This window comes from Streptomyces sp. NPDC091387 (assembly GCF_044756945.1).
In the GTDB taxonomy this organism is placed as follows: domain Bacteria; phylum Actinomycetota; class Actinomycetes; order Streptomycetales; family Streptomycetaceae; genus Streptomyces.
The window spans coordinates 1-19348 of the sequence record NZ_JBIVTZ010000014.1 but is presented as its reverse complement, the minus strand read 5'-3'; the positions used below and the strand labels follow the sequence as shown (position 1 = coordinate 19348).

The 19348-nt window shown below is 66.9% G+C and carries 17 protein-coding genes and 1 pseudogene; 7 read left to right on the top strand and 11 right to left on the bottom strand.

Features of this window, described 5'->3' with window-relative positions; translation table 11 throughout:
* Positions 1 to 1535 precede the first annotated feature (1535 nt).
* From ACIQM0_RS27360 to ACIQM0_RS27350, 3 genes are all read left to right on the top strand, one after another.
* Entirely contained in the window at positions 1536 to 1748 is a 213-nt protein-coding gene (locus tag ACIQM0_RS27360; protein ID WP_401291404.1) for an excisionase family DNA-binding protein, read from the top strand.
* Positions 1748 to 2956, top strand: coding sequence for a tyrosine-type recombinase/integrase (locus ACIQM0_RS27355; protein WP_401291401.1), 1209 nt, complete (start codon positions 1748 to 1750; stop codon positions 2954 to 2956). The genes ACIQM0_RS27360 and ACIQM0_RS27355 overlap by 1 nt, the downstream gene beginning before the upstream one ends.
* A gap of 835 nt (positions 2957 to 3791) precedes the next feature.
* Positions 3792 to 4676 (top strand): hypothetical protein, encoded by an 885-nt coding sequence (locus ACIQM0_RS27350; RefSeq protein ID WP_401291399.1) that lies wholly within the window; start codon positions 3792 to 3794, stop codon positions 4674 to 4676.
* A 100-nt stretch (positions 4677 to 4776) separates the two neighbouring features.
* Here ACIQM0_RS27350 and ACIQM0_RS27345 read toward each other — a convergent pair whose 3' ends face one another.
* From ACIQM0_RS27345 to ACIQM0_RS27315, 7 genes are all read right to left on the bottom strand, one after another.
* A complete protein-coding gene (locus tag ACIQM0_RS27345; protein WP_401291396.1) occupies positions 4777 to 5772 on the bottom strand; it encodes a hypothetical protein in 996 nt (331 codons plus the stop codon).
* Positions 5769 to 6359, bottom strand: coding sequence for a DUF6932 family protein (locus ACIQM0_RS27340; RefSeq protein WP_401291394.1), 591 nt, complete (start codon positions 6357 to 6359; stop codon positions 5769 to 5771). Before ACIQM0_RS27340 ends, ACIQM0_RS27345 begins: the two co-directional genes overlap by 4 nt.
* 511 nt (positions 6360 to 6870) lie before the next feature.
* The gene (locus tag ACIQM0_RS27335) at positions 6871 to 7200 is read right to left on the bottom strand and encodes a MazG-like family protein (RefSeq protein WP_401291392.1); all 330 of its coding nucleotides are present in this window, start codon (positions 7198 to 7200) and stop codon (positions 6871 to 6873) included.
* 27 nt (positions 7201 to 7227) lie between these two features.
* Positions 7228 to 8550: a UDP-glucose dehydrogenase family protein gene (locus ACIQM0_RS27330; RefSeq protein ID WP_401291389.1), complete on the bottom strand. Its 1323-nt coding sequence runs from the start codon at positions 8548 to 8550 to the stop codon at positions 7228 to 7230.
* Between the two features lie 107 nt (positions 8551 to 8657).
* Complete coding sequence (locus ACIQM0_RS27325) at positions 8658 to 9890, bottom strand: hypothetical protein (RefSeq protein WP_401291386.1); 1233 nt, start codon at positions 9888 to 9890, stop codon at positions 8658 to 8660.
* Between the two features lie 391 nt (positions 9891 to 10281).
* On the bottom strand, positions 10282 to 10605 hold the full coding sequence (locus tag ACIQM0_RS27320) for a hypothetical protein (protein ID WP_365374510.1): 324 nt from the start codon (positions 10603 to 10605) through the stop codon (positions 10282 to 10284).
* Between the two features lie 178 nt (positions 10606 to 10783).
* The gene (locus ACIQM0_RS27315) at positions 10784 to 12013 is read right to left on the bottom strand and encodes a helix-turn-helix domain-containing protein (RefSeq protein WP_401291384.1); all 1230 of its coding nucleotides are present in this window, start codon (positions 12011 to 12013) and stop codon (positions 10784 to 10786) included.
* 297 nt (positions 12014 to 12310) lie between these two features.
* On the opposite strand from ACIQM0_RS27315, the gene ACIQM0_RS27310 reads away from it, so the two are divergent.
* Positions 12311 to 13153, top strand: a complete 843-nt coding sequence (locus tag ACIQM0_RS27310) for a DUF1932 domain-containing protein (protein ID WP_401291382.1) — start codon at positions 12311 to 12313, stop codon at positions 13151 to 13153.
* A 34-nt stretch (positions 13154 to 13187) separates the two neighbouring features.
* Here the strand turns inward: ACIQM0_RS27310 and ACIQM0_RS27305 are convergent, their stop codons facing one another.
* From ACIQM0_RS27305 to ACIQM0_RS27290, 4 genes are all read right to left on the bottom strand, one after another.
* Entirely contained in the window at positions 13188 to 14888 is a 1701-nt protein-coding gene (locus ACIQM0_RS27305) for a relaxase/mobilization nuclease domain-containing protein (RefSeq protein WP_401291380.1), read from the bottom strand.
* Complete coding sequence (gene mobC, locus ACIQM0_RS27300; protein ID WP_401291377.1) at positions 14885 to 15409, bottom strand: plasmid mobilization relaxosome protein MobC; 525 nt, start codon at positions 15407 to 15409, stop codon at positions 14885 to 14887. Before mobC ends, ACIQM0_RS27305 begins: the two co-directional genes overlap by 4 nt.
* A 223-nt stretch (positions 15410 to 15632) precedes the next feature.
* Positions 15633 to 16406 carry a DUF2637 domain-containing protein gene (locus tag ACIQM0_RS27295; protein ID WP_371606327.1) on the bottom strand — a complete coding sequence of 258 codons (774 nt, stop codon included), beginning with the start codon at positions 16404 to 16406 and terminating at the stop codon, positions 15633 to 15635.
* 188 nt (positions 16407 to 16594) lie between these two features.
* The gene (locus ACIQM0_RS27290) at positions 16595 to 17821 is read right to left on the bottom strand and encodes a DUF3631 domain-containing protein (RefSeq protein WP_401291829.1); all 1227 of its coding nucleotides are present in this window, start codon (positions 17819 to 17821) and stop codon (positions 16595 to 16597) included.
* A gap of 309 nt (positions 17822 to 18130) precedes the next feature.
* On the opposite strand from ACIQM0_RS27290, the gene ACIQM0_RS27285 reads away from it, so the two are divergent.
* From ACIQM0_RS27285 to ACIQM0_RS27275, 3 genes and pseudogenes are all read left to right on the top strand, one after another.
* Positions 18131 to 18616, top strand: coding sequence for a helix-turn-helix domain-containing protein (locus ACIQM0_RS27285; protein WP_401291373.1), 486 nt, complete (start codon positions 18131 to 18133; stop codon positions 18614 to 18616).
* A gap of 188 nt (positions 18617 to 18804) precedes the next feature.
* Entirely contained in the window at positions 18805 to 19023 is a 219-nt protein-coding gene (locus tag ACIQM0_RS27280) for a helix-turn-helix domain-containing protein (protein ID WP_401291370.1), read from the top strand.
* Positions 19023 to 19348 (top strand): annotated as a pseudogene (locus ACIQM0_RS27275) (hypothetical protein); the annotation flags it as partial. The gene ACIQM0_RS27280 and the pseudogene ACIQM0_RS27275, both read left to right, overlap by 1 nt.

Below are 19348 nucleotides of genomic sequence, written 5' to 3'. Positions count from 1 at the left end.
ACTGCCCGTCAGGGGGACTGTCCCCAGCAGACCGAGCTGTGCGGGGACCGGTCCCCGTTGTCCCCGCACTTCGCGGACCGGCCGAACAGGCGAGGGCGCTACACCGTCGGGACCGGTTCATCGAGGGCTGCCAGCAGAGCTGCCAGGTGCGCCTCCGGCCGGGTCATCTTGGCGCTCGCTGGCCCGCCACTGGGGCTGGCGGCTGAGTGGCGCGCTACTGGGGCGGGGCTCCGCTCGCGAGTGATCCATGCTCGCCAGTCGGCACCCCACGCGGCACCCGAGCGCGGAGACCCGCCGGCCCGGAAGGCCCGCCACTTGTCATCCGCCACTCGTACGCCCTCCTCGCCGAGGCGGGCGAGGTGCCCCTCGCTCCGCAGCCAAGATTCGCTGCCTGCGTCGATCTGCCATTGAGAGGCGGGGATGGGTGCACTGCTGCTGTACCTACTGGTTCCTATTGGTTCATTTCTGTTCTGGGGGTCGGATTCCGTTCCCCCGAGGTACCGGAATCCGGCACCCCCCGGGGTTGGATTCCGTACCCCGGGGTCGGATTCCGGCCCGTCCGCATTGCTGCTGGAGGTATCGGATTCCGGTACCTCGAGGGTTGGAATCTGGCCCTCCTGATGGGTCGGATCTCGAACGTCCTCGGTCATGAAACGGGCGGCTTCGGGGAGACGGTAATAAGTTTCCCCGCGAGGCCCTTTGCGTCCGTCGAGGCGGACTATCTCGCCGCTGGCGACCAGTTTGTCCAGCGCGTCCCGAACGGCGCTGCGCGACGCGTTCGCGCGGCGCATCAGGGTTGGGACGGAGGCGTAGGCCGTGCAGGTGTGGTCGATGCAGCGATCGGCGATCAAGGTCAGGACCATGCGGGCAGTGCCTTTGCTGAGGCTGTGGTCCCATACCCAGACGCGGGCATCGTGGCTCATGGTTCGGCGGCTCCTCGAAGCAGGGGGTGGTGGCGGTGGCTGCGAATCGCGCGACGGCGGTGCTGCCGTCGGACGGAGCTGGCGCACCGAGGACCGATCCGGGCGGCCTTCATTTCAGCGACTGGACCAAGAAGGAAGCCACATCGCCTCGCGCAAGTCCAGGGTTACTTCGCACAAAGCGAGCAGCCGACGGCGAACGCCGGTGGAACGCGGTCCAAAAACGATAGACCCGAATCGGCCGTTCACCAAGAAGTTCGTGCCGATGGTGCCCGTGACCGATCCGCCTTTGGCTTCAGGTCAGCAAAATGTGGGCCGGATCCCCAACTCCGGTACTCCCGAAATCTGCTGGGAGTCGAGGCAACATAGACGCACATCGCCGGTTAACCAAACCGGCGATGCAGAGGTATCACTACGGGACGCCGAAATAGTCCCAGCGGGGGCAGCGCGATAGCTCGACGCGGTCGCGATGCCCGTACGTCTGCCTCCGTGGGCGTGCCCCCGCTTGGGCGCATCGGTTTTTGACCCGCCGCCTCGTAGAAGGAACACCCTTGCCCCGACCCGCAGTGATCACCACCCCATGGCCCGTCGACACCTGGGAGGAGGCGGTCTCGAATGGCTGATCGCCTCCTCGGCGTGGCCGAGGCAGCCGAACGCCTCGGTGTCGGTGAGCGATTCATCCGCCGCCTCGTTTCTGAGCGCCGTATCCGATACGTCAAGGTCGGCAAGCACGTCCGCATCTCCGACACCGCGCTGGACGATTACATCGAGGCGCGGACGGTCGAGCCGGTCCGTACTCGCCGCTCCGGATTCGGGGTTGCGGCCTGATGGCCCGTCCGCGCCAGAAGGCTCCGCGCCGCACGTTCGGCGCTATACGACAACTGCCCTCGGGGCGCTATCAGGCCCGCTACCCCAGCACGGCCGATGACACCCTGCGGCCCGCGCCGGAAACCTTCGAGACCAGGCGCGATGCAGAGGCGTTCCTCGTCCAGGTCCAAGCGGACCAGATGCGGGGCGACTGGCTCGACCCGACCGCCGGTGAGGTCTTGTTCGCCGACTACACCACGCGCTGGATCGCTGAACGCGGCCTCGCCCCAACCACTGCTGAGTTGTACCGCCGGCTGTTCCGGCTCCACCTGGAGCCGACGTTCGGCGAGATGAACGTCAACATGATCAGCCCCGCTCGGGTCAGAGCCTGGCGGGCGGAGCGGTTGTCGGCCACCGGTGCCACCACGGTGGCCAAGTCGTACCGGCTCCTCAAGGCCGTGATGGAGACCGCAGTCGAGGACGACATGCTGCGCAAGAACCCCTGCCGTATCAGTGGGGCAGGTCGCGAGGACGCCGACGAGCGGCCGGTGGCGACGGTCGAGCAGGTCTTCGCCGCGGCGGAGGTGATCGGCCTGCGCTGGCGCCTCATGGTTCTGCTCGGTGCCTTCGCCTCGATGCGGCCCGAGGAACTCGCCGAGCTACGTCGCCGGGACGTGGACCTTGACGTCGGCACGCTCTGGGTTCGCCGTGCTGCACCGGAGCTCAGCACAGGTCACCGCGTGGTCGGCGCTCCCAAGTCCCGGGCGGGCCGGCGGGAGATCGTGCTGCCGTCTTTCCTCCACGAGGATGTCCGTCGACACCTGGAGTGGTTCGCCCAGCCGGGTCCGGACGGGCTCGTCTTCGTCGGCGAGAGGGGAGCGGCGCTGCGCGGTACCACGTTCGGCCGCAAGTGGCGCAGGGCTCGGGACACGGTGGGGCTGCCCGAAGGCTTCCGCTTCTACGACCTACGGCATACGGGCAACACGCTCGCGGCCGACACCGGTGCCAAGCTCAAGGACCTCATGGTCCGAGCCGGCCAGTCATCCGAGCGCGCGCAACTGATCTATCAGCACTCCACCAAGGAGCATCAGCGCAGGCTCGCCGCCAACATCGATCTCGACGTGCGCCGCCAACAGTCGGCTGCAGCCTCGGGGCGTGGTGGGGCGACTGTTCACCCGCTGGTGCCACGTCCGCCCGGACCATCCGCCCCACGGGCTGCGCGGCGTTGATCGCGCAAGAACAGCAGTCCGCACCGTGGGTGTGACGCAGGGCACTTGGAAGGGATCTCGCGACGCGGGACCCGGTAGTGGAGCGCTCGCCCTGAGGGGTGACAGATCCACTATTGATGCAGATGGGAAGGGGCGTTATGGCACGCGAATGGCACGAGCCCTAAAAATGGTCTAGACAACAAACAAGGCCCTGGTCTCCGACCAGGGCCTTCATCATGGAGCGGGTGACGAGAATCGAACTCGCGCTCTGAGCTTGGGAATCAGCGGTTCTTGGGCCGCCGAAGCGAGCCTGACCTGCGCTTTCATGTGGCGAGGCTTCCGTGGCCATGGTCCGTGGGAACCGCATCTGACCGCTGTTGTCCGCTCTGCTGGGCACGGATGGGGCATGGGTGCGGCTTCGCCTCATGGAGCTGGTCGAGACGGTCCCAGAAGTCACCACCCAGTCGTCATAGCGCGCGCACTGGAGTAATTCATCCCATTTGAACACATTGGAAGCCAATTTGGAAGTCGCTGCGGGTGAACGGCGGGCAGGAACCCCTCTTCCAGGTACGCGCCATCCGGCAGCCTTGCCCCGTCAATGACGACAGCCAATACGGCGAACCCTGCGGCTATCCAGGCGGTTCGGTGGCATGATCGCTGCATGTTGGCCCGGGTTCAGGCTCTTCGCGCACGTCGGCGCAGACGAGCCGCTGGTGACGAAATCTCCCAGCTGACCGAAAGTATCGAACGCCTCTGTCCAGGATACCCAATTCCGCTAAGAGTGCGATTGGCGCTTCGCGTAAACGATCGGACAGCACGTAGAGCGGGCGCTATAAGTCAGCTGTGTGGTTTTGTCATGGGAGTTTGGTGGCTGGCACCATTTGTTTTTATTCTGGATGATCAAAAAGGCTCGTTAAGGCAGACTTCCGAGGTTCTTTTCGGTGCGGCAGCTTCGGTGGCTGAGCACTCCGAAAATTCAGGGGATTTGATCACGCAACTACTTCGACTCTCCCTTAGTTTCGTGCTATTGGTAACCTACTACACATTGGTTGCATTCGGCCCCACGGTTGTTGCGTTCAGGGTGGCCTTTGGTTATCCCGGAATCAAGTTCCCCGGTCGTAGGGTCATTGTTCTGAACCGAAATGCATCTGTTGTTCGCGTGTGTTCTCTGGCAATTATTGCGATTTCTGCACCGATCGGGAAAACAGGAGAGCGACGTGTCACTAAACTGCATGAAGCGGTGGAAGCGATAGTCGCTCTCCGCCGTTCTTTGCGCTCCTTGGCCCGCCTGGAAGCTGGGCCTAAGGGGGGTCGGCGTGGCAGGAAACGTGTTGTGCGTCGGCATGTGCAGAGAGTCTCGCTCTTCCTGAAAGAAGCTGAAGAGCGTCTGGGGGAGGCGCCTGATCAGGACATTAGGGTTCTTGGTTTAACGCTGGTGGAAATGTCAACGCGGCTGGCAGACCGTCGGTACAGGACGCTTCTGGATGAAGAACTAATACAGCAAATCAATGTTTCTGAGAGGGAAACAACTCGTCTTGCCCTTGGGGCAGTGCTGGTTCTCGTGCTGTCCGGGACATCAATGTTCTTCCTCAGTCTGTTGGGATTGGCTGAAAGCCTGCAGCCGGTGGCAATTGGAGCGTCAATTGTCGTGTCGGCCGTAATCGTCTTCCGCGGTAAGGCGATGGAAAAACTGGAAACCCTGGGAATTTTCGGAAGCAATTCCGGACCACCGCAACAGTGAAGGTATTCGGCTGCCCCGAAAGGGCGCGCTAACGCTAACGAGCGAATGTGGGCCGCCAGTAGGTTGTTTGGCGGCCCACATTGAGGCATTCCCCAGCAATCTATTGATCATCTGCATCGATTGCACGACGAATGCGGAGCGGCATGTCCATCGGAACCGCGTCAGGGGAGTTGAAAGGCTCCAAGTCACCCTCATTAGTCTCCCGGTAAGTCTGTTGGAAGAGATATTCAGTCACAGTCCGCCCGCCATTGCGGGTGAGGCGGCGGCGCTCTTCGACCATCAAGTGCACCTCGTCGCCCAAGCTCCATGGGACTTCAGTGATCTGGCCAGGCTCAAACTTCACCGACACAGCTGGACTGGCGGGTGGTTTGATAACGGCCACGCCCGCAAGTTTAAGTTCAGTTACGCGCCCTGAAATAGTGCGCTGTACACGGGTGAATGCCTCTGCGTGAGTCTTTCGCAGTTCGCGAACGTATTGTTTTCCGGATTCGGAAAGATTCGAACTGTGAACAGAACCATCGCCTGAAAACCACCGAAGTTGTACTGACAGGTCGAACCTATCGAGCGCGCTCACCAGCTTAGAGAGACTCGATAGCATGGGAGTCCACTCGGAAACGTCCTCTCTGGCTTCGACCGTCTTAACCGCATCGAATAGTACGCCGATGGCTTGTTCTGTCACTTCGGTGACATTCTCACCTAGCGGCTCTCCGTCACCTGACAGATCTTCTTCGATATGCGTTTTGCGCATCGTTGGGCGCACGTGAAGGACGGTACTGCCGGACGAGATACCTACTAGCTCCAGCTCGACGTCCTCGTCTGTGGATGCTGTAACGCCGTCCTGGAGAGGCTTAAGGAGGGCGTTACCGACGGAGAACCTCAGACCGCCCTTGCCCGCCTCATCACCGGTTAGTCGGATAGTCAGCTCGTCGCGAAGGCGTGCCGTCGGATCCCACTCGCGCACAGAGGACAGCCACTCGGCCCTACGCTCCGAATCGACCGTATCCTCGTCCCGTTCGCTGGGGTCCTCATGCTCCAGCCACTCGTCCAGGTCGGCGCGATGACTGTTCAGCATGCGTTGCCGCCAACTCGCAGTCATAGAGTCACCTCCAAGTAGCCCCGCTTAGGAACGGCACTGTCCAGAGTAGGTGCATCCTTCTGGCCGGCAGGCCTGCAGCGCTGCCACCAGTCATCCCAAGCGCCGCGCTGGAGCAGATACTCGAGTTGCTGGTGCTCAAGTACATCGAGGTCAAAGACTGAGCGGATAGGGTGATAGCGCACCTCGAGAGCAGAGAGCAGGTACTCCCTTTCAGTGTGTACCCGCGTGAACGCCTTGGACATCCAGCCCGACCGAGGTTTCCCCTTAATCGCTTGGGCAGCAGTGTCGTTGATGAAAACCGTTAGGTCGGCGTTTCGAGGGTTGATTCGCGAGCTAACGAAGCTGCCGCCAAGCCACACACAGTGCACAAGCGATTCGCCCTTCAGCGTCTCACTAAAGTGCTCGTCCAGACGGAAGAAACGGGCCATGTACAGCTCGAATCCGCTCCAGATCTGTTGGCGAGTCGTCGAGGCCTCAAAGCGCTCGCTGTCGACGAGCAGGGCCCTCGTCTCGTCCGCGTCCAACTGGTACCTGCCAGGCGCGAGAAAATGATCTTGCCCGTTTGTGTGATCTATAAAGTCGATCACCGGCTCCCCCCATCTTCGACCGGTTCCCGGACGCTACACGACGGCACAGACATCGGATAGATCCCGATCTCCATGAAGGCAGGGCGCGTGCCCGTTGCAGAGAAAAGCTGATCGCAGTGCCGTACATCTGCAGAGCTCATTTGCGCTACAGGCCACTGGAGGACAACGACCTCCTGCCACTTCAATGGGGTCCTCGCGACGCTCGCCTCGCTCCGGCCGGCACGCGCGGACGGTGCCCCGTCCGTTCCGGAGTCTGAGGGTCCCCGCCGAGGCGTCGTTGTGAAGCCGCGGGCTTAGTTCTCGTCTCATGCCCTCCGGGCCTATCCGCTGTGGGCTCGCGTCGGCGACGGCAGGGCCGAGCCGGCCGGAGGCAGGAGGGAGCGCAGCCGGGTGCATTGATGAAGCCGCAGAGCTCTTTTGGTGCTGGAGCCAGGTGCTTGGCGTGGTTCGTGCTCGCACACAGCTGTCGGACGCACCTGGTGAGTGCGGCCGACAGCGGATTCGGAGATTGTCAGGCAGATGTGGCGGCCTCGCGGCCCCTCCGTGTCCGGTGGTGGAGAACTTCGTCGAAGGTGGCGCGGGCGCTGATGGGGTCGATGTAATGCATGGCCAAGAGGGCGGCGATGACGGCGCCGACCAGGTCGTTCTGGACCTCGGACCAGACGTGGTCGTCGCCGCAGGTGGTGAGGCCCTTCAGACCGTGGAGGGCGTGCATGGCCTCGCCGGCTTCTTCGGCGACCTTGCCGACCTGGAGGCTTTTGAGCTCCTCGTCGGGCAGATGGGCGCCAGCCGCTCGGCAGACGACGGAGAGCTTCTCGATGTTGTCCCACAGGGTGTCCATGGCGGACCTCCGGGTCGATGGGTTCGGTTATTCCTGTGCGGGTCGTCCGAGCTGGCGTACGGTCCATCCGGCCATGCGCCAGGCGTCGGCGTCGATGAGGTTGCGGAGGTCGACGAGGACCGGGACCGCGACCAATGGGGCGAGGGCCTTGGGGTCGGCCTCTCGGAAGTGGGGCCACTCGGTGGCCAGGACGATCAGTTGGGCGCCCTGGACGGAGTCGTCGAGGGCTTCGGCGTAGTCAAGCTCCGGGTGCCGACGCAGTGCCGTGGGCACGGCGTGCGGGTCGTGGACGGTGACGGTCGCTCCGCGCTGGTGCATGAGGGCGGCGATCGCCAGGGCTGGAGATTCGCGGACGTCGTCGGTGCCGGCCTTGAAGGAAGCTCCCCAGACGGTGATGCGTACGCCGTCGACGGGTCGGCCGAGGGTCTGCTCGATGAGCTTCAGTGCGGCGGTGGGGCGCGATTCGTTGACCTCCTCGGCGGCTCGTAGAAGGGTTGCTGCTTCGGTGGCGCCCAGGGTGCGGGCGGAGGCGGTGAAGGCTCGGACGTCCTTCGGGAGGCAGCCGCCGCCGTAGCCGGGGCCGGCGTTCAGGCCGCCGCGGCCGATACGCGGGTCCAGGCCGATGGCCTCGGTGAGCTGCTGGACGTCGGCTCCGGCAGCGGTGCACATGTCGGCGACGCCGTTGATGAAGGAGATCTTCATGCCGAGGTAGGCGTTGGCGGCGCCCTTGATGAGTTCGGCGGTGGCGGGGTCGGTGACGAACAGCGGGATCCCGTTCGCCAGGAGAGGCGCGTAGACCTGGCGCACAGCGTCCTCCGCGCGGACCGAGGGGACGCCGACGACGATCCGGTCCGGTCGCAGGGTGTCGTCGATGGCGTGGCCCTCGCGGAGGAACTCCGGGTTCCAGACGACCTCCACGTCCTCACCGGCCGGGGAGAGACGCGCGAGGAGTGCGCCGAGGTCGCGGGAGGTGCCGACGGTGACCGTGGACTTCCCGACGATCACGGTCGGGCGGGACAGGTGCGGGGCGAGGGCGCGGGCGGCGCCGAAGACCTGGCCGGTGTCGTAGCTCCGTCCGTCCGCGTCGATGGGCGTGCCCACGGCGAGGAAGTGGACGTCGGCGAACTCGGCGGCTTCGGCGAGGCTGGTGGTGAACCGCAGTCGCCCGGATGCGGTGTGGGTGCCGAGGAGTTCCGGGAGGCCCTCCTCGTAGATGGGGCACTCGCCGGCGTTGAGACGGTCGATCTTCGCCTGGTCCAGGTCCACGCCGACGACCTCGTGGCCGATCTCGGCCATGGCAGCGGCGTGGGGGATACCCAGGTGACCGCAACCGATGACGGATACGCGCATGGGGTCGACGCTCCTTTCCTTGCCTCTCGCCCGCCCGGGGAGTCCGGGCCGGCCGGGTGCGTCACGCTAGCGTCACCACCCGGCGCGGCCCTCTTCGTGCAGGTGAATCAACCAGCGTGCTGCTTCAGGAGATTGACGAGTGCGGGCAACGCCTCAGCGGCGGTTGCCCGGCACGCCAGGTCACCGTCCTGGGGTCCCTCCAGCGGGTACGGCATGAACTGGCCGTCGTGCCAGAAGCCCTCCGGGTCCAGGTAGACGATCTGCATGCCGCGTGCGCGGGCGCGAGCCTGGACCTTGCGTCGGTCGGCGTGCAGGCCGACAACGAGGAGTGCCTTGGCACCGTCGACCCACTCGACGTCGGGTACGGCCTGGTCGTAGCGGCGCATGAAGCACTCGTCGAGCCCGGCGCGCGCGGCGAGCACGTCGAAGTTGTTGGTGATGACCGGACCGACGAGGTGCCCGGCGTCCTTCAGTTCCTTCAGCGCCCGCATGGCCGGGGTCGGCTCGGCCAGGAAGCAGGCACGGAACATCTCCACGAATTCCGCAGTCTTCTCCTCCGGCTCCGTCAGCACCTCGTGGAGGAGTGTGTCCGCTGTCGGGGAGAGGGTGAAGCGGTGCTCCCGCGGCTCGTGGCCCTGGCGGTCGGTGACCCGGTAGATCTCGTGGAGCCGGTGCAGGGGCGGGATTCCCGCTTCGACCGACGTACCGCATCCGATCTCCACCTGGAACGGTCGCAGGTTCGCGAGGACGGACAGGTCCGGCACGCGGGTCGGCGTGCCGGGGCGGTCTTTGAACCGGATTCCAGTGGAGAGCACGTTCCACGGCAGTTGCCGGACAGCGGGCGGCGGCGCGTAGGACACAGAGGCGATCTGCACGTCCAGGCTCCGGTAGCCGGCTGGGAGGGCGCGGCCCGCAGCGGCGTCCTGGGGGTGGACGTTGTGCTCGGTGATCCGGCACTTCAGATCCCGCCGTGTCCATAGGAATCCACCGGGAGCCTCCTTCCAGCCACCGGTGGCGAGCGAATCCCACAGGGCATCGTGGTGTGCGTCGATCTCGTCGGCCGGGGCGGATGCGGAGTGATAGAGGTACAGGTCGGTCAAGCCGATGGCCGGCGCAGCCGTCGTGGGCACCAAGCCGTACCGGTAGCGGTAGTGGATGATCCGTCGCCGGGCATCGTCGGAGGCCGCCCAGCCGGACTGGCCGGCGGTGGCCTTCTCCTGGGTGCGGCGCCAGATACCTTCCTCGATGTACCGGGGGCGATCGGCGTTGCCGAAGTACGTGTTCCAGAGCTGCTGTTGGTCGGGGACGAGCTGGTCGATGACGACGTACGGGATGTCCATGATCCCTCCCTGGAGAATCACGCGTGGATGTTCCAGATGGCTGACGGGGTGCAGGCAGTCCCGCTCCGGGCGGCCGAAGCCGCGCTGAGAGCGACGGTTCTTCAGCGCCGCTCGACGAGAGAGCAGCGTGGGAGGCTCCGGCGGCCGAGCACGGGCAGGCGGTCCGGACGCCGGGAACGGCCTCAGCGGTCGGAGAGCAGGCTCGCGTCCGGTGCGACGGCGGAGGGCCGGTGGCCACGGCTTCCGAGGAGCGGGCCGGCGTGCTCACGCAGTGCCCAGGCCGGGCCGACCAGGCCGGCTACGGCCAGGAACGTGAGCGCGATTCGGCCTCCTTGGCCGGACCGTGCGGTTCTGGACGCGGCGTTTCGAGCATGGCGGCGCCGAGCCACGGTCACGAGGTGCCGCCGAGGGTGCGTTCGTGGGCGTCGAGGAGGCGGCTGGTCTGCGCGTACAACCGCTCCAGCTCGGCAGAGGTGAGGATGAGCGCGCCGTCGAGGGTCGAGCCGTCATCGAAGTGGAACTCGACGGGAACCGACCCTTGCCGGGCCCTCGGGTCGTAGACCGCGTCCCGGCCGGCCAGCAGCGTGGCGTGGGTGGCCTCCACCGGCACGGGCCTGAGCGTCGTCCCGTCGGCGGGCGCGGACCACTGGGTCCCGCCCCCGGGCGGGCGCAGGTGGTAGGTCGTGGTGGCGCCCTCACCAGGGAGGGCGACCACGACCCCCACACGGCCCTCGCGGGCGCTGTCGGTGGCGAGGTCGCCAAGCCGGGGAACGAAGGGAGCTGCGGTACCTAACCCGGCTCCCTGGGATGGGAGGTGGGGAGAACGTCGTGGCGTCATGCCCTGAAGTTAGGGACAGGACAACCCTTGAATATGAGCCGGAGGAATACGACCCCTATCCGTCGAGGTGGAAGCGGTCGGACATGCGCCGCAGCTTCTCCCGCGTGACTGCTCGTTCCGCGTAGACGATGCTGCGAAGCATCGAGCGGGCGATGGGGTGGTTCCGTACGAGCTGGGGCGCGATCCGCTCAGCCGTCTCCAACTCGGCCAGGGCCTTTCCCCGGTTCCCGTCCCACAGCCAGGCGCGCGCGACATCCATGTGGTGGTGCCCCTGGCGGGAGTTGGGCAGCGAGCCCACCAGTTCCGGGCTGGTACGGCGGTCTATCTCCAGCGCCTTGCCCTGCTTGCCCATTTCCAGGGCCACGCTGATCGCGTGGATCTGCACGTTCCCGGCGGAGAACGTCAGCGAATGCCGGTCGTACACCGGTGCCCCGACGTACGCGTCCATGCGATCGGCAGCAGCCTTCGCGTGGCCGATCCGGTCCTCGGCCTCCGAGGCGCGGCCGGCTCGGGCGGCGGAGACCGCAGCCCGCAGCTGCAGCGTTCCCCAGGCCCGCACGGCCAGCGGCTCGCCACGGTCGTACTCCTGCTCCACCGAGGTGATCGCCTTGTCCGAGAGCGTCAGCGCGTCGGCCCAGTCAGCCGTCGCCCACATGTCCCAGACCCTCATCCAGTCGGCGACGGCAGGCAGCACCGGATCTCCCGACAACCTGGCTGACCACGCGGCCCGTTCGCACGCCATGGCGACCAGTTCGGGGTGCCCGAGGGAGTGGGCGGCGGTGTGCGCGAACTTGCAGCACACGGCGTAGATGGCGTACGCCTCCTCCCGCTCGTGCCCCTCCGACTCCTCCGCCAGGGCGCGCGCCTCGCGGAACAGGTCCGGGAGGACCCGGAGAATCGCCACGTTGGAAGCGGTGTCCCGCAGGCGGTGAAGCCGGGTCATCTCACTCCACAGCTGTGATGCGGGCCGCGGGGCCCCGTCGAAGACGGGGACGAGGTCGTAGCGGCGCAGCTCGCGCAGGATCGACGAGGCGGCGACCTGCCACTGGTTGTCGTCCGGGGAGCTGCTGTACGGGCGCCCGATCAGGTCGTTCGGATGGACGTGCAGCTCTGCGGCCACCTGGTTGAGCAGCCCGACCCGGTCCAGCTCGATCAGGCCACGTTCCATTTTCGACACCCAGCCCTGCGACTTCCCCAGGGCCGTCGCCAGGTCGGCCTGCGGCATACCCAACCGCAGCCTCGCCCTGCGGACGCGCTTGCCGATCTCCTCGGCTTCCTCCAGCATCAGGACACCTCCCGGCCGCCGGACGATCCGGCGCGATCGCCGGTCTGTCCGTACAGAGTTCGTCTCCAGCACGGTACCCATGACGCGGCTTGCGCGTGAGACGAGCTGCCGGGACAGGGGTGCCACAGGCGTGTTCCCTGTTTCGCCATGAAGGGCCAACACGAGGCAGGGGGAACTTCGCCTTATCGGCGACCTGCTCGTCCGAGCCAGGTGCTGAGCCCTCCGCCGTTGCTGCTCTACGGCAGCGGATCATGTTGATGAGGAACACACCACGTCGCATTTCGCCGGAGGCAGCCAGTGACCGTCGTGACCGTCTTGCACCCGGGATCCATGGGCGCGGCGGTCACCGCCGAGCTTGTCGCCGGCGGCCATGAGGTGCTGTGGGTGCCCAAGGAACGCAGTGAGAACACGTGGCGCCGAGCCAGCGACGCCGCCGCCACGGCCTGTGACTCGCTCGCGGAAGCGCTGTCCCGAAGCGCGGTCGTTCTCTCGGTCTGCCCACCGCAGGCGGCGGAGGACGTGGCAGCGGCCGTGGCTGCGCACGCCTTCGCTGGGGCGTACGTCGATGTCAATGCCATCAGTCCCCAGCGCGTACAGCGCATCGCGGAGGAGATCCGCCCCGGCTCCGAGGTCGTCGACGGCGCCGTCTTCGGTCCGCCGCCAGGTGAAGGGCGTACGGCACGGCTCTATCTCGCAGGGGCCGGCTCCGCCGTCGACCTGGTGGAGCCGCTGTTCACGGACTCCTCGCTGGATGTGTGCCGGGCAGGCGAGGCCATCGGTTCCGCTTCCGCCCTGAAGATGGCCTTCGCCAGTTACCAGAAGGCCGCTCGTACTCTCGCAGGGGTCTCCCACGCGCTCGCACACGCCCATGGAGTCGGCGACCACCTCACAGCTGAAGCCGAGATCATGGTCTCTGCGATCCTCTCCGATCCGGGATATCTGCCGAGCGTGGCTGCCCGGGCCTGGCGCTGGGCGCCCGAGATGGAAGAGGTCGCCGATACTCTCCGGGCGGCCGACCTGCCTACGGATATGGCCGAGGCCACGGCTCGGGTCCTCTCGTTCTGGGAGCAGAGCAAGGACCGGTACGACTTGCCGGTGGCACAGGCCCTCTCTCAGCTCCGGTCGGGAAGAACCACTTGACTCCCTCCCGCTGAGAGCGTCTGCCCACGGGTGATCACCTCCGCCGAGGACGAGAGGTAGCGGTGGGTGTGGCCGGTGCCGCAGACTGCGGGAGAGTCACGGGGCGTAGGACGGTGCTGCGTGCCTGTGCCGCCAGAGCTTGCCGGCTTGGAGCGGGCCTCTGCGAGAGCCGTTGTACGCGCCAGGCCAGGGTGCGTGCTGGGGAGCGGGCGTCGTTGAGGGCACGTTCGTCTGCTGCTTGTTGCAACAGGCGTCCGGGATCGTGTCCTGCGGTTTCCGCGGCGGCCATTGCGGTGGTGAGTGCGTCGGTGGCGGGGTCGGTGAGGATCTGGTCGGCGTGCGTGGGGGCGGCCTGGCGGATGAGCTGGGCGTACCGGACTGCGACCTTCTGAGGCGGTCGATGCTGGCCGGCGGCAAGCAGGTGCCCGGATGAGGTTCGCTCGTAGGCGGCCTGGAGATGGAGCAGAGTCTGCTGGGTGGCTGCGGCCTGCTGGTTGTGCTGTTGTTGGTCGTGCCAGCGGGCGGCGGCGATGACGGCCAGGAGCGCGGCATCGAGGAACATCGCCAGGAGAGCTCCGTCCTTGGGTGATGGCTCGCGGAGCATAGATTTCACTGCCCCGCGCAGGGCACGGGCGTGGTGGTGTTCGGCGTGGATACGCGAACGGGTTGCCCGTTCGAAGGCAGAGGCCGCTGCCCGGAGTTCGGTACGGATATCTGGCGGTGCGGTGAGGGCCACGGCGTCGAATGCTTCGCCGAGGGCGGCCAGGTGGGCCTGGGCGGCTTCGGCGTCCGGCCGGCCGAGGTGGTGGGGGATGCGCTCCGTGGCTGCGGTGGCTTGGTGCCACGGGTGCGGCCGTAGACGCCCGTTGGGGTTGCCGACCGGGATGTCTGCTGCGGCGAGACGGCTCTGGATCTTGGGGAGGGAGAGGTCCGGCGACAGTGTGGAGCCGGAGAACCACACCGGTTCTCCTTCGGCGTTCGTGTCGTCTTCCAGGGCGACTTTGTAGCCGCGTGGGTCTCCGGAGGGAAAGTGCAGGACCTCGACGAGGACGCCGCTGGTGCGGGTGAGTAGAGCGAGAAACTCCTCGGTGGTCGTGGCAGCAGCCGCTGCTGTGCGGACGAGGGTGCGCAGGCGTACGCGGACGGGCTTGTCGTGGCCGGCCCGGTGGGCCTTCTCCTGCTCGGCGCGGGTGGGCCGTTTCGCGGCGGTGAGGTCTCCGCGTACGACTTGGAAGAGGCCGTATTCCTTCTCGAAGGCTGCGAGTTCGCGGTCGGCGGTGAGGTAGTCGTTCCAGTGGCGTGCGGTGCGCAGGTCGCCTCGGATCTTGGTGGCGGCGATGTGGATGTGGTCGTCGGCATGCCGGACGGCGACCCAACGGCAGCCGTCCGGATCGTCTGTCGGTGCGATGCCGGTTGCTGTGACGACACGGCGGGCGATCTCCGCCCATTCGGCGTCGTCGAGGATGCGGTCGCCGGGTGCTGCTCGGACGGAACAGTGCCACACGTGCTGCTTCGGGGCCCGGCCGAGTCGCCTGGCCTGCTGCGTGCGTAGGTCGAGGTCGGCCACGAGGAGCTTCTTCGTGGCGGCGGTGTCGTCGGTGCGGCCGGGGTCGGGTGCGAAGCCGTCCCAGGAGGCGACGAGGTGCGGGTCGGTGTGTTCGTTGGCCCGGCCGGGGCCGTAGAGGTAGCGGATGAGGCCGGCTGTGCTCTTGCCGCTGCTGATCTTTGCAATCACCGCGGCCCCTTTGTGGCGGCGGCCTGAGTGGCGGCTGCGGCGATGTGGCGGATGGTGATGCCGACCGTGCCGAGGGCGCGTTCCGCATGGTCGAGGAGTGCGGTGTCCCCAGGGTGTGGGCGGTCGCCGGAGTTGAGCTTCTTGGCGATCTGGTTGACGTTGTGGCCGATCTTGGCGACTTCACCTCGGAGGGCTGTGAGTTCGTCGATGTAGTCGTCGAGCTGAGTGCGCTGACCAGGCAGCGTGAGGTCTCCCTGGACGTGGGCCATGACGACGGCGCCGACGTAGTGGGCGGCGGCGACGTTCAGCGAGCGGGCCACGGTGAGGATCGCTGCTTTCTCGTCGGTGCTGTAGCGGACGTCCACGCGTTCCTTGCGCTGGGTCTCTTTGCGCTGACGGCGGCGGGCGACTCGGTGCAGTGCGGCGGCTTCGGCGGCACGCTGCGGTAGCACGGTGCGGGTGGTGGTGTCGACGGGCTTGTTCCGGTCGGGCGCCCCCTGGCGCCCGAGCTCCTCCGCCACCCCCGGGGCGGAGGCATCTGCGTTGGACCGGCCCGTGGACGGTCCAACGCCATACCTTGCTCCGCCTGATGCCGGGGTGGCGGTCATCTGTTGCTGCGCTGATGAGGGTTCGGGGTCGAGGCCGTGCATGGGGGCTCCTGCAAGCGGTGGTGGAGGGAGAGGGCCCGTTCCTCCCGTGCTGATTCATGGGAGGAACGGGCTGGGGAGACGTGCGGTGCGAGGTTCAGTCGGTGCTTGTGGTGACGGCGTCGAGTTCGGCCTGTAGCAGGTCCTTGACCTTGTCCAAGCGGGCGCGTGACATGCCGAATCCGTTGTCCCGGATCGCCTTCTCGACGTTGCGGCGGGAAACGCTGTCGCCTCGTCCGAGGGGAGCCGTGCGGCCGATGGCCACGGCCTGCTCCAGGGAAACGCTCGACTGCTTGCCTCCCGGCTTACCGGGCTGCTGCGGCACATCGGTATCCGTGTCCGTGGCGTGTGGTGGCGCGAGCTTACCGATGGTGTGTTCCGCGCGGGGTTCGTGGCGGTCGCCGCTGTTGTGGCGGTCGGTGGCTGTGGGGCGTCGGGCGACGAGGAGGTAGAAGTGGACGGCTCCGGCCAGGGCGAGCGGGGCGATGGCGGAGATGACTCCGACGGTGATGTCGTCGAGGGCGAGGTTGGTGTGGCGGGTCTGCTGGTTGAGGCGGACGGCGTGCAGGACGTTGGCCCAGATGCTTGTGGCGGTGGCGACGCCGACCAGGGCGGAGACGTAGAGGCGGGCGGACAGGGGTGCGGTCCGCAGGATGAGCAGGGCGCCGATCCCGATGGCGATGAACCCGTCAATGACGAGCGGGAAGGCATAGGTGAGCGCCCGGTGGATGTGGCTGGCGGCGGCCATCTGACGCAGCGCGTCGTAGGACAGTGCGAAGGCGGCCACGGCCAGCAGCGACACGCCCGTGCGGATCGCGGTGGCCAGTGGCAGTGGGGCAGACGGTGCCGCGGTGATGGCGGGGGAGGACAAGGGGAAATGCTCCAGAGTGCGGGGTGCGGCTGAGGTGGCTCTGAGGGCGGGGGACCCGTCACGACTCGTCGCGTGCCTGGTCAGGGCAGGTACGAGTGCGGCGGTAGCGACGAGTCGACTCGTCACCGGATCGCGACTCGTCACCGCCCTGACCTGCGCGGAGACGGGTCGTGACGGGTCGTGCCGGGTCAGGCCCCGGTCGCCGTTTCGGGGGTGGGCTCGGGGCAGTAGCGGGCCCAGGAATCGGCGAACTGCACGCGGGTGAAGCCCTTGGCCTGGACGTTGCCGTGGAAGCGGCGGGTGGCCGAGCTGATGCCGTACTCCCTCAGCAGGAGTTGCAGGCCCCGAGGGGTCAGGCCGTTGGCGGTGTACTCCGCCCAGGGCGTCTCGTCGTCCTGGTTGAGGATGTCGAGGAGTCGGCTGGTGCGGAGCGCCGGCGGGTTGCCTTCAGTGGTGAAGGCGCGGCGGATGTCGGCCAGCAGGCGAATGCCCAGGCTGCTGCGGTCCTGGTCGTGCTCGGCTTCGTGCTTGGCCATGATCTGGCAGGCGGTGCGGGCGAGGCCCGGCCATGCTCCGCCGGCGAGGTCGGCAACGCTCACCAGCGGCTGCCATGTGTCGGCCGCCCGGTCTTCGACCGGCATGGCCGGTGTCAGCTCCATCGCCTCGGCGTGCAGGGGAGTCAGCCAGGCGACGAGCCGGTCACGCAGCGCGTGGAGGGGCGGGGTGTCACGGAAAGTACGGAACTCCGCCACCTTCTCGCCCGGCCTGCGGCGCCGCATCCGGATCACGATCGACCGGTCCATGATCGTGTCCGGCAGGTCGCCAATGCCGGCGAGGGCCGCCATGGCGAACGTGGGGAACTTCGAGACCTCGTGGTTGGGTCCGGAAACCCGCAGGGTGGGGCGGTTGCGCTGGTGCCCCGCGTTGAGCAGGCCGCGCATCTCCTCGTTCTTCTCCGCGACCTTCGCGGAGCCGAAGAGAGTGTCGGCCTCGTCGACCAGCAGGGTGGGCGGTGTGGCGGTGATCGACCGGAACACCGCGGCGGCCGACGCGTTGACCGTGATCAACGGATCGTGAACGCTCTCGGTGATCACGTCCAGCAGCCGCGACTTGCCGCACCGCTTCGCCGGCCCCACGACGGCCAGTCGAGGAGCGTGCTGCCACGCCGTCTGCAAGTGCGTAGCCGCAACCCACAGGGTCACGGCTGTGAACGCCTCCCCGCTCGGCAGTACGACGTAGCGGCGAATCTGCTCCCGCAGCTCCGCGAGCACCGCCTCGCCCTCGGACGGCGGAGCAGGTTCGGGCTCCTCTGTCGGCGGCGGTACGGGCTCGGCGGGGCGGCCGGGTATGGCCACCGGCGGCCATAGGGCGGCGGTGTTCGGAAGGGATGGCGTGCTCTGGGCGGGATCGTCCATACTGGACATGTAGCTCCTCCGCTTGCGGGCCAATGGGACGGCAATCCCGGCCTCGCAGGTCAGTCGTTCAGGGATGGGCGGCATGAGGTTTGCGCTCTGAGCCCCTCGGTGTTGGGTCACCGGGGGGCTTTTTGTATGTCGGGGGCTGGCTGAAGGCATGCCTCGGCGGATCGGTGCGGTCTGCTGGGGTGCTTTACAGTACCACGGACTATGCGGATCGCATAGCGCTATGCGATCCGCAGAACGGATGCTAATCTTGTTCTATGCCGCACAACCGGCGGTACACGCAGCGAACGGGAGGAGGGGGCGATGCCGGATGACGAGGGAAACCCTGAGGGCGTGCTCCTCAGCGGCGAGGAGAACGCCGCTGTGCGGGTCAAACTGGAGCGCGAGAAACGCGGCTGGAGCACCACCACGCTGTCCGACCGCATGAACGACGTCGGCTTCGACATGAACCCGTCTGCGGTCTGGCGCATCGAGAACCGCAAGCGCCGGATCAACCTCGATGAGGCCATCGGCTTCGCCGAGATCTTCGGCGTCCCGCTCAGCAACTTCGTCGGGCCGCCCAGCCTGGCGACCATGGGCCGGGCCATGGAGCTGATCGACAACGTTGTTGCCGCCTACAGAGCCTCCAACCGTGCCAACCACGAGGCGCGGAAGGCTCGTGACCAGCTCGACGCCTATCTTGCCGAACACCCGGACATCCGTAAGGAGGCTGACGTGATGGTCTCCAACGCCATCGCCACCGAGCTGATGAAGAGCAACGAAGAGTACGGGCCTGCCTCCGACGCATAGCGGCCCACTCCACCTGGCGCAGCGGGAACGCAAACCCTCGCTGTGGCCGTCCTGCCCATCCCATCCCTGAACGACACGAGGCCAGGCGCGGGGTTGCCGCCCCATCCGCCGGCCGGAACCGGAGCACTCACTTGCGCCCTTCGGCGATACCGCACGCCCCCGTTCAGCCCCCGCGACCGCAGGGGGAGGTGATCACTACCGACACCCTCCTCACCGTGGAGCAGGCAGCCGAGCGCCTGGGCACCGGCGTGCGCTTCATCCGGCGACTCATCCAGGAGCGCCGCATCCGCTACGTCAAGCTCGGCAAGCCCGTACGGATCCCTGAGAGCGCCATCGCCGCCTACGTCGAAGAGCGCACCGTTCCGACTCTCGGCGACGCGCGTTCCCGCTTCGGGAAGGCAGCCTGATGGCTGTCCGTAAGCCGCAGCGGCGGCGCGAGTTCGGCACCGTTCGCCAGCTCCCGTCGGGGCGGTGGCAGACGCGCTACTGGGCACCGGACGGCAGCCGTCGCACCGCCCCGGAGACCTTCGATACGCGTACCGAGGCCCAGACCTGGCTCACGCTCACCCAGGCTGACATCGAGCGCAAGCACTGGGTTGATCCCGACGCCGGCTCGATCAACTTCGAGACGTACGCCCAATGCCGTTGCTTGAGGGGTGCAAGTAGTTCCTCTCCCGGGCACGGTGACTGCCGGGGTGCTGGTTCGTTGACCGGGCATGCATCCGTGGATCG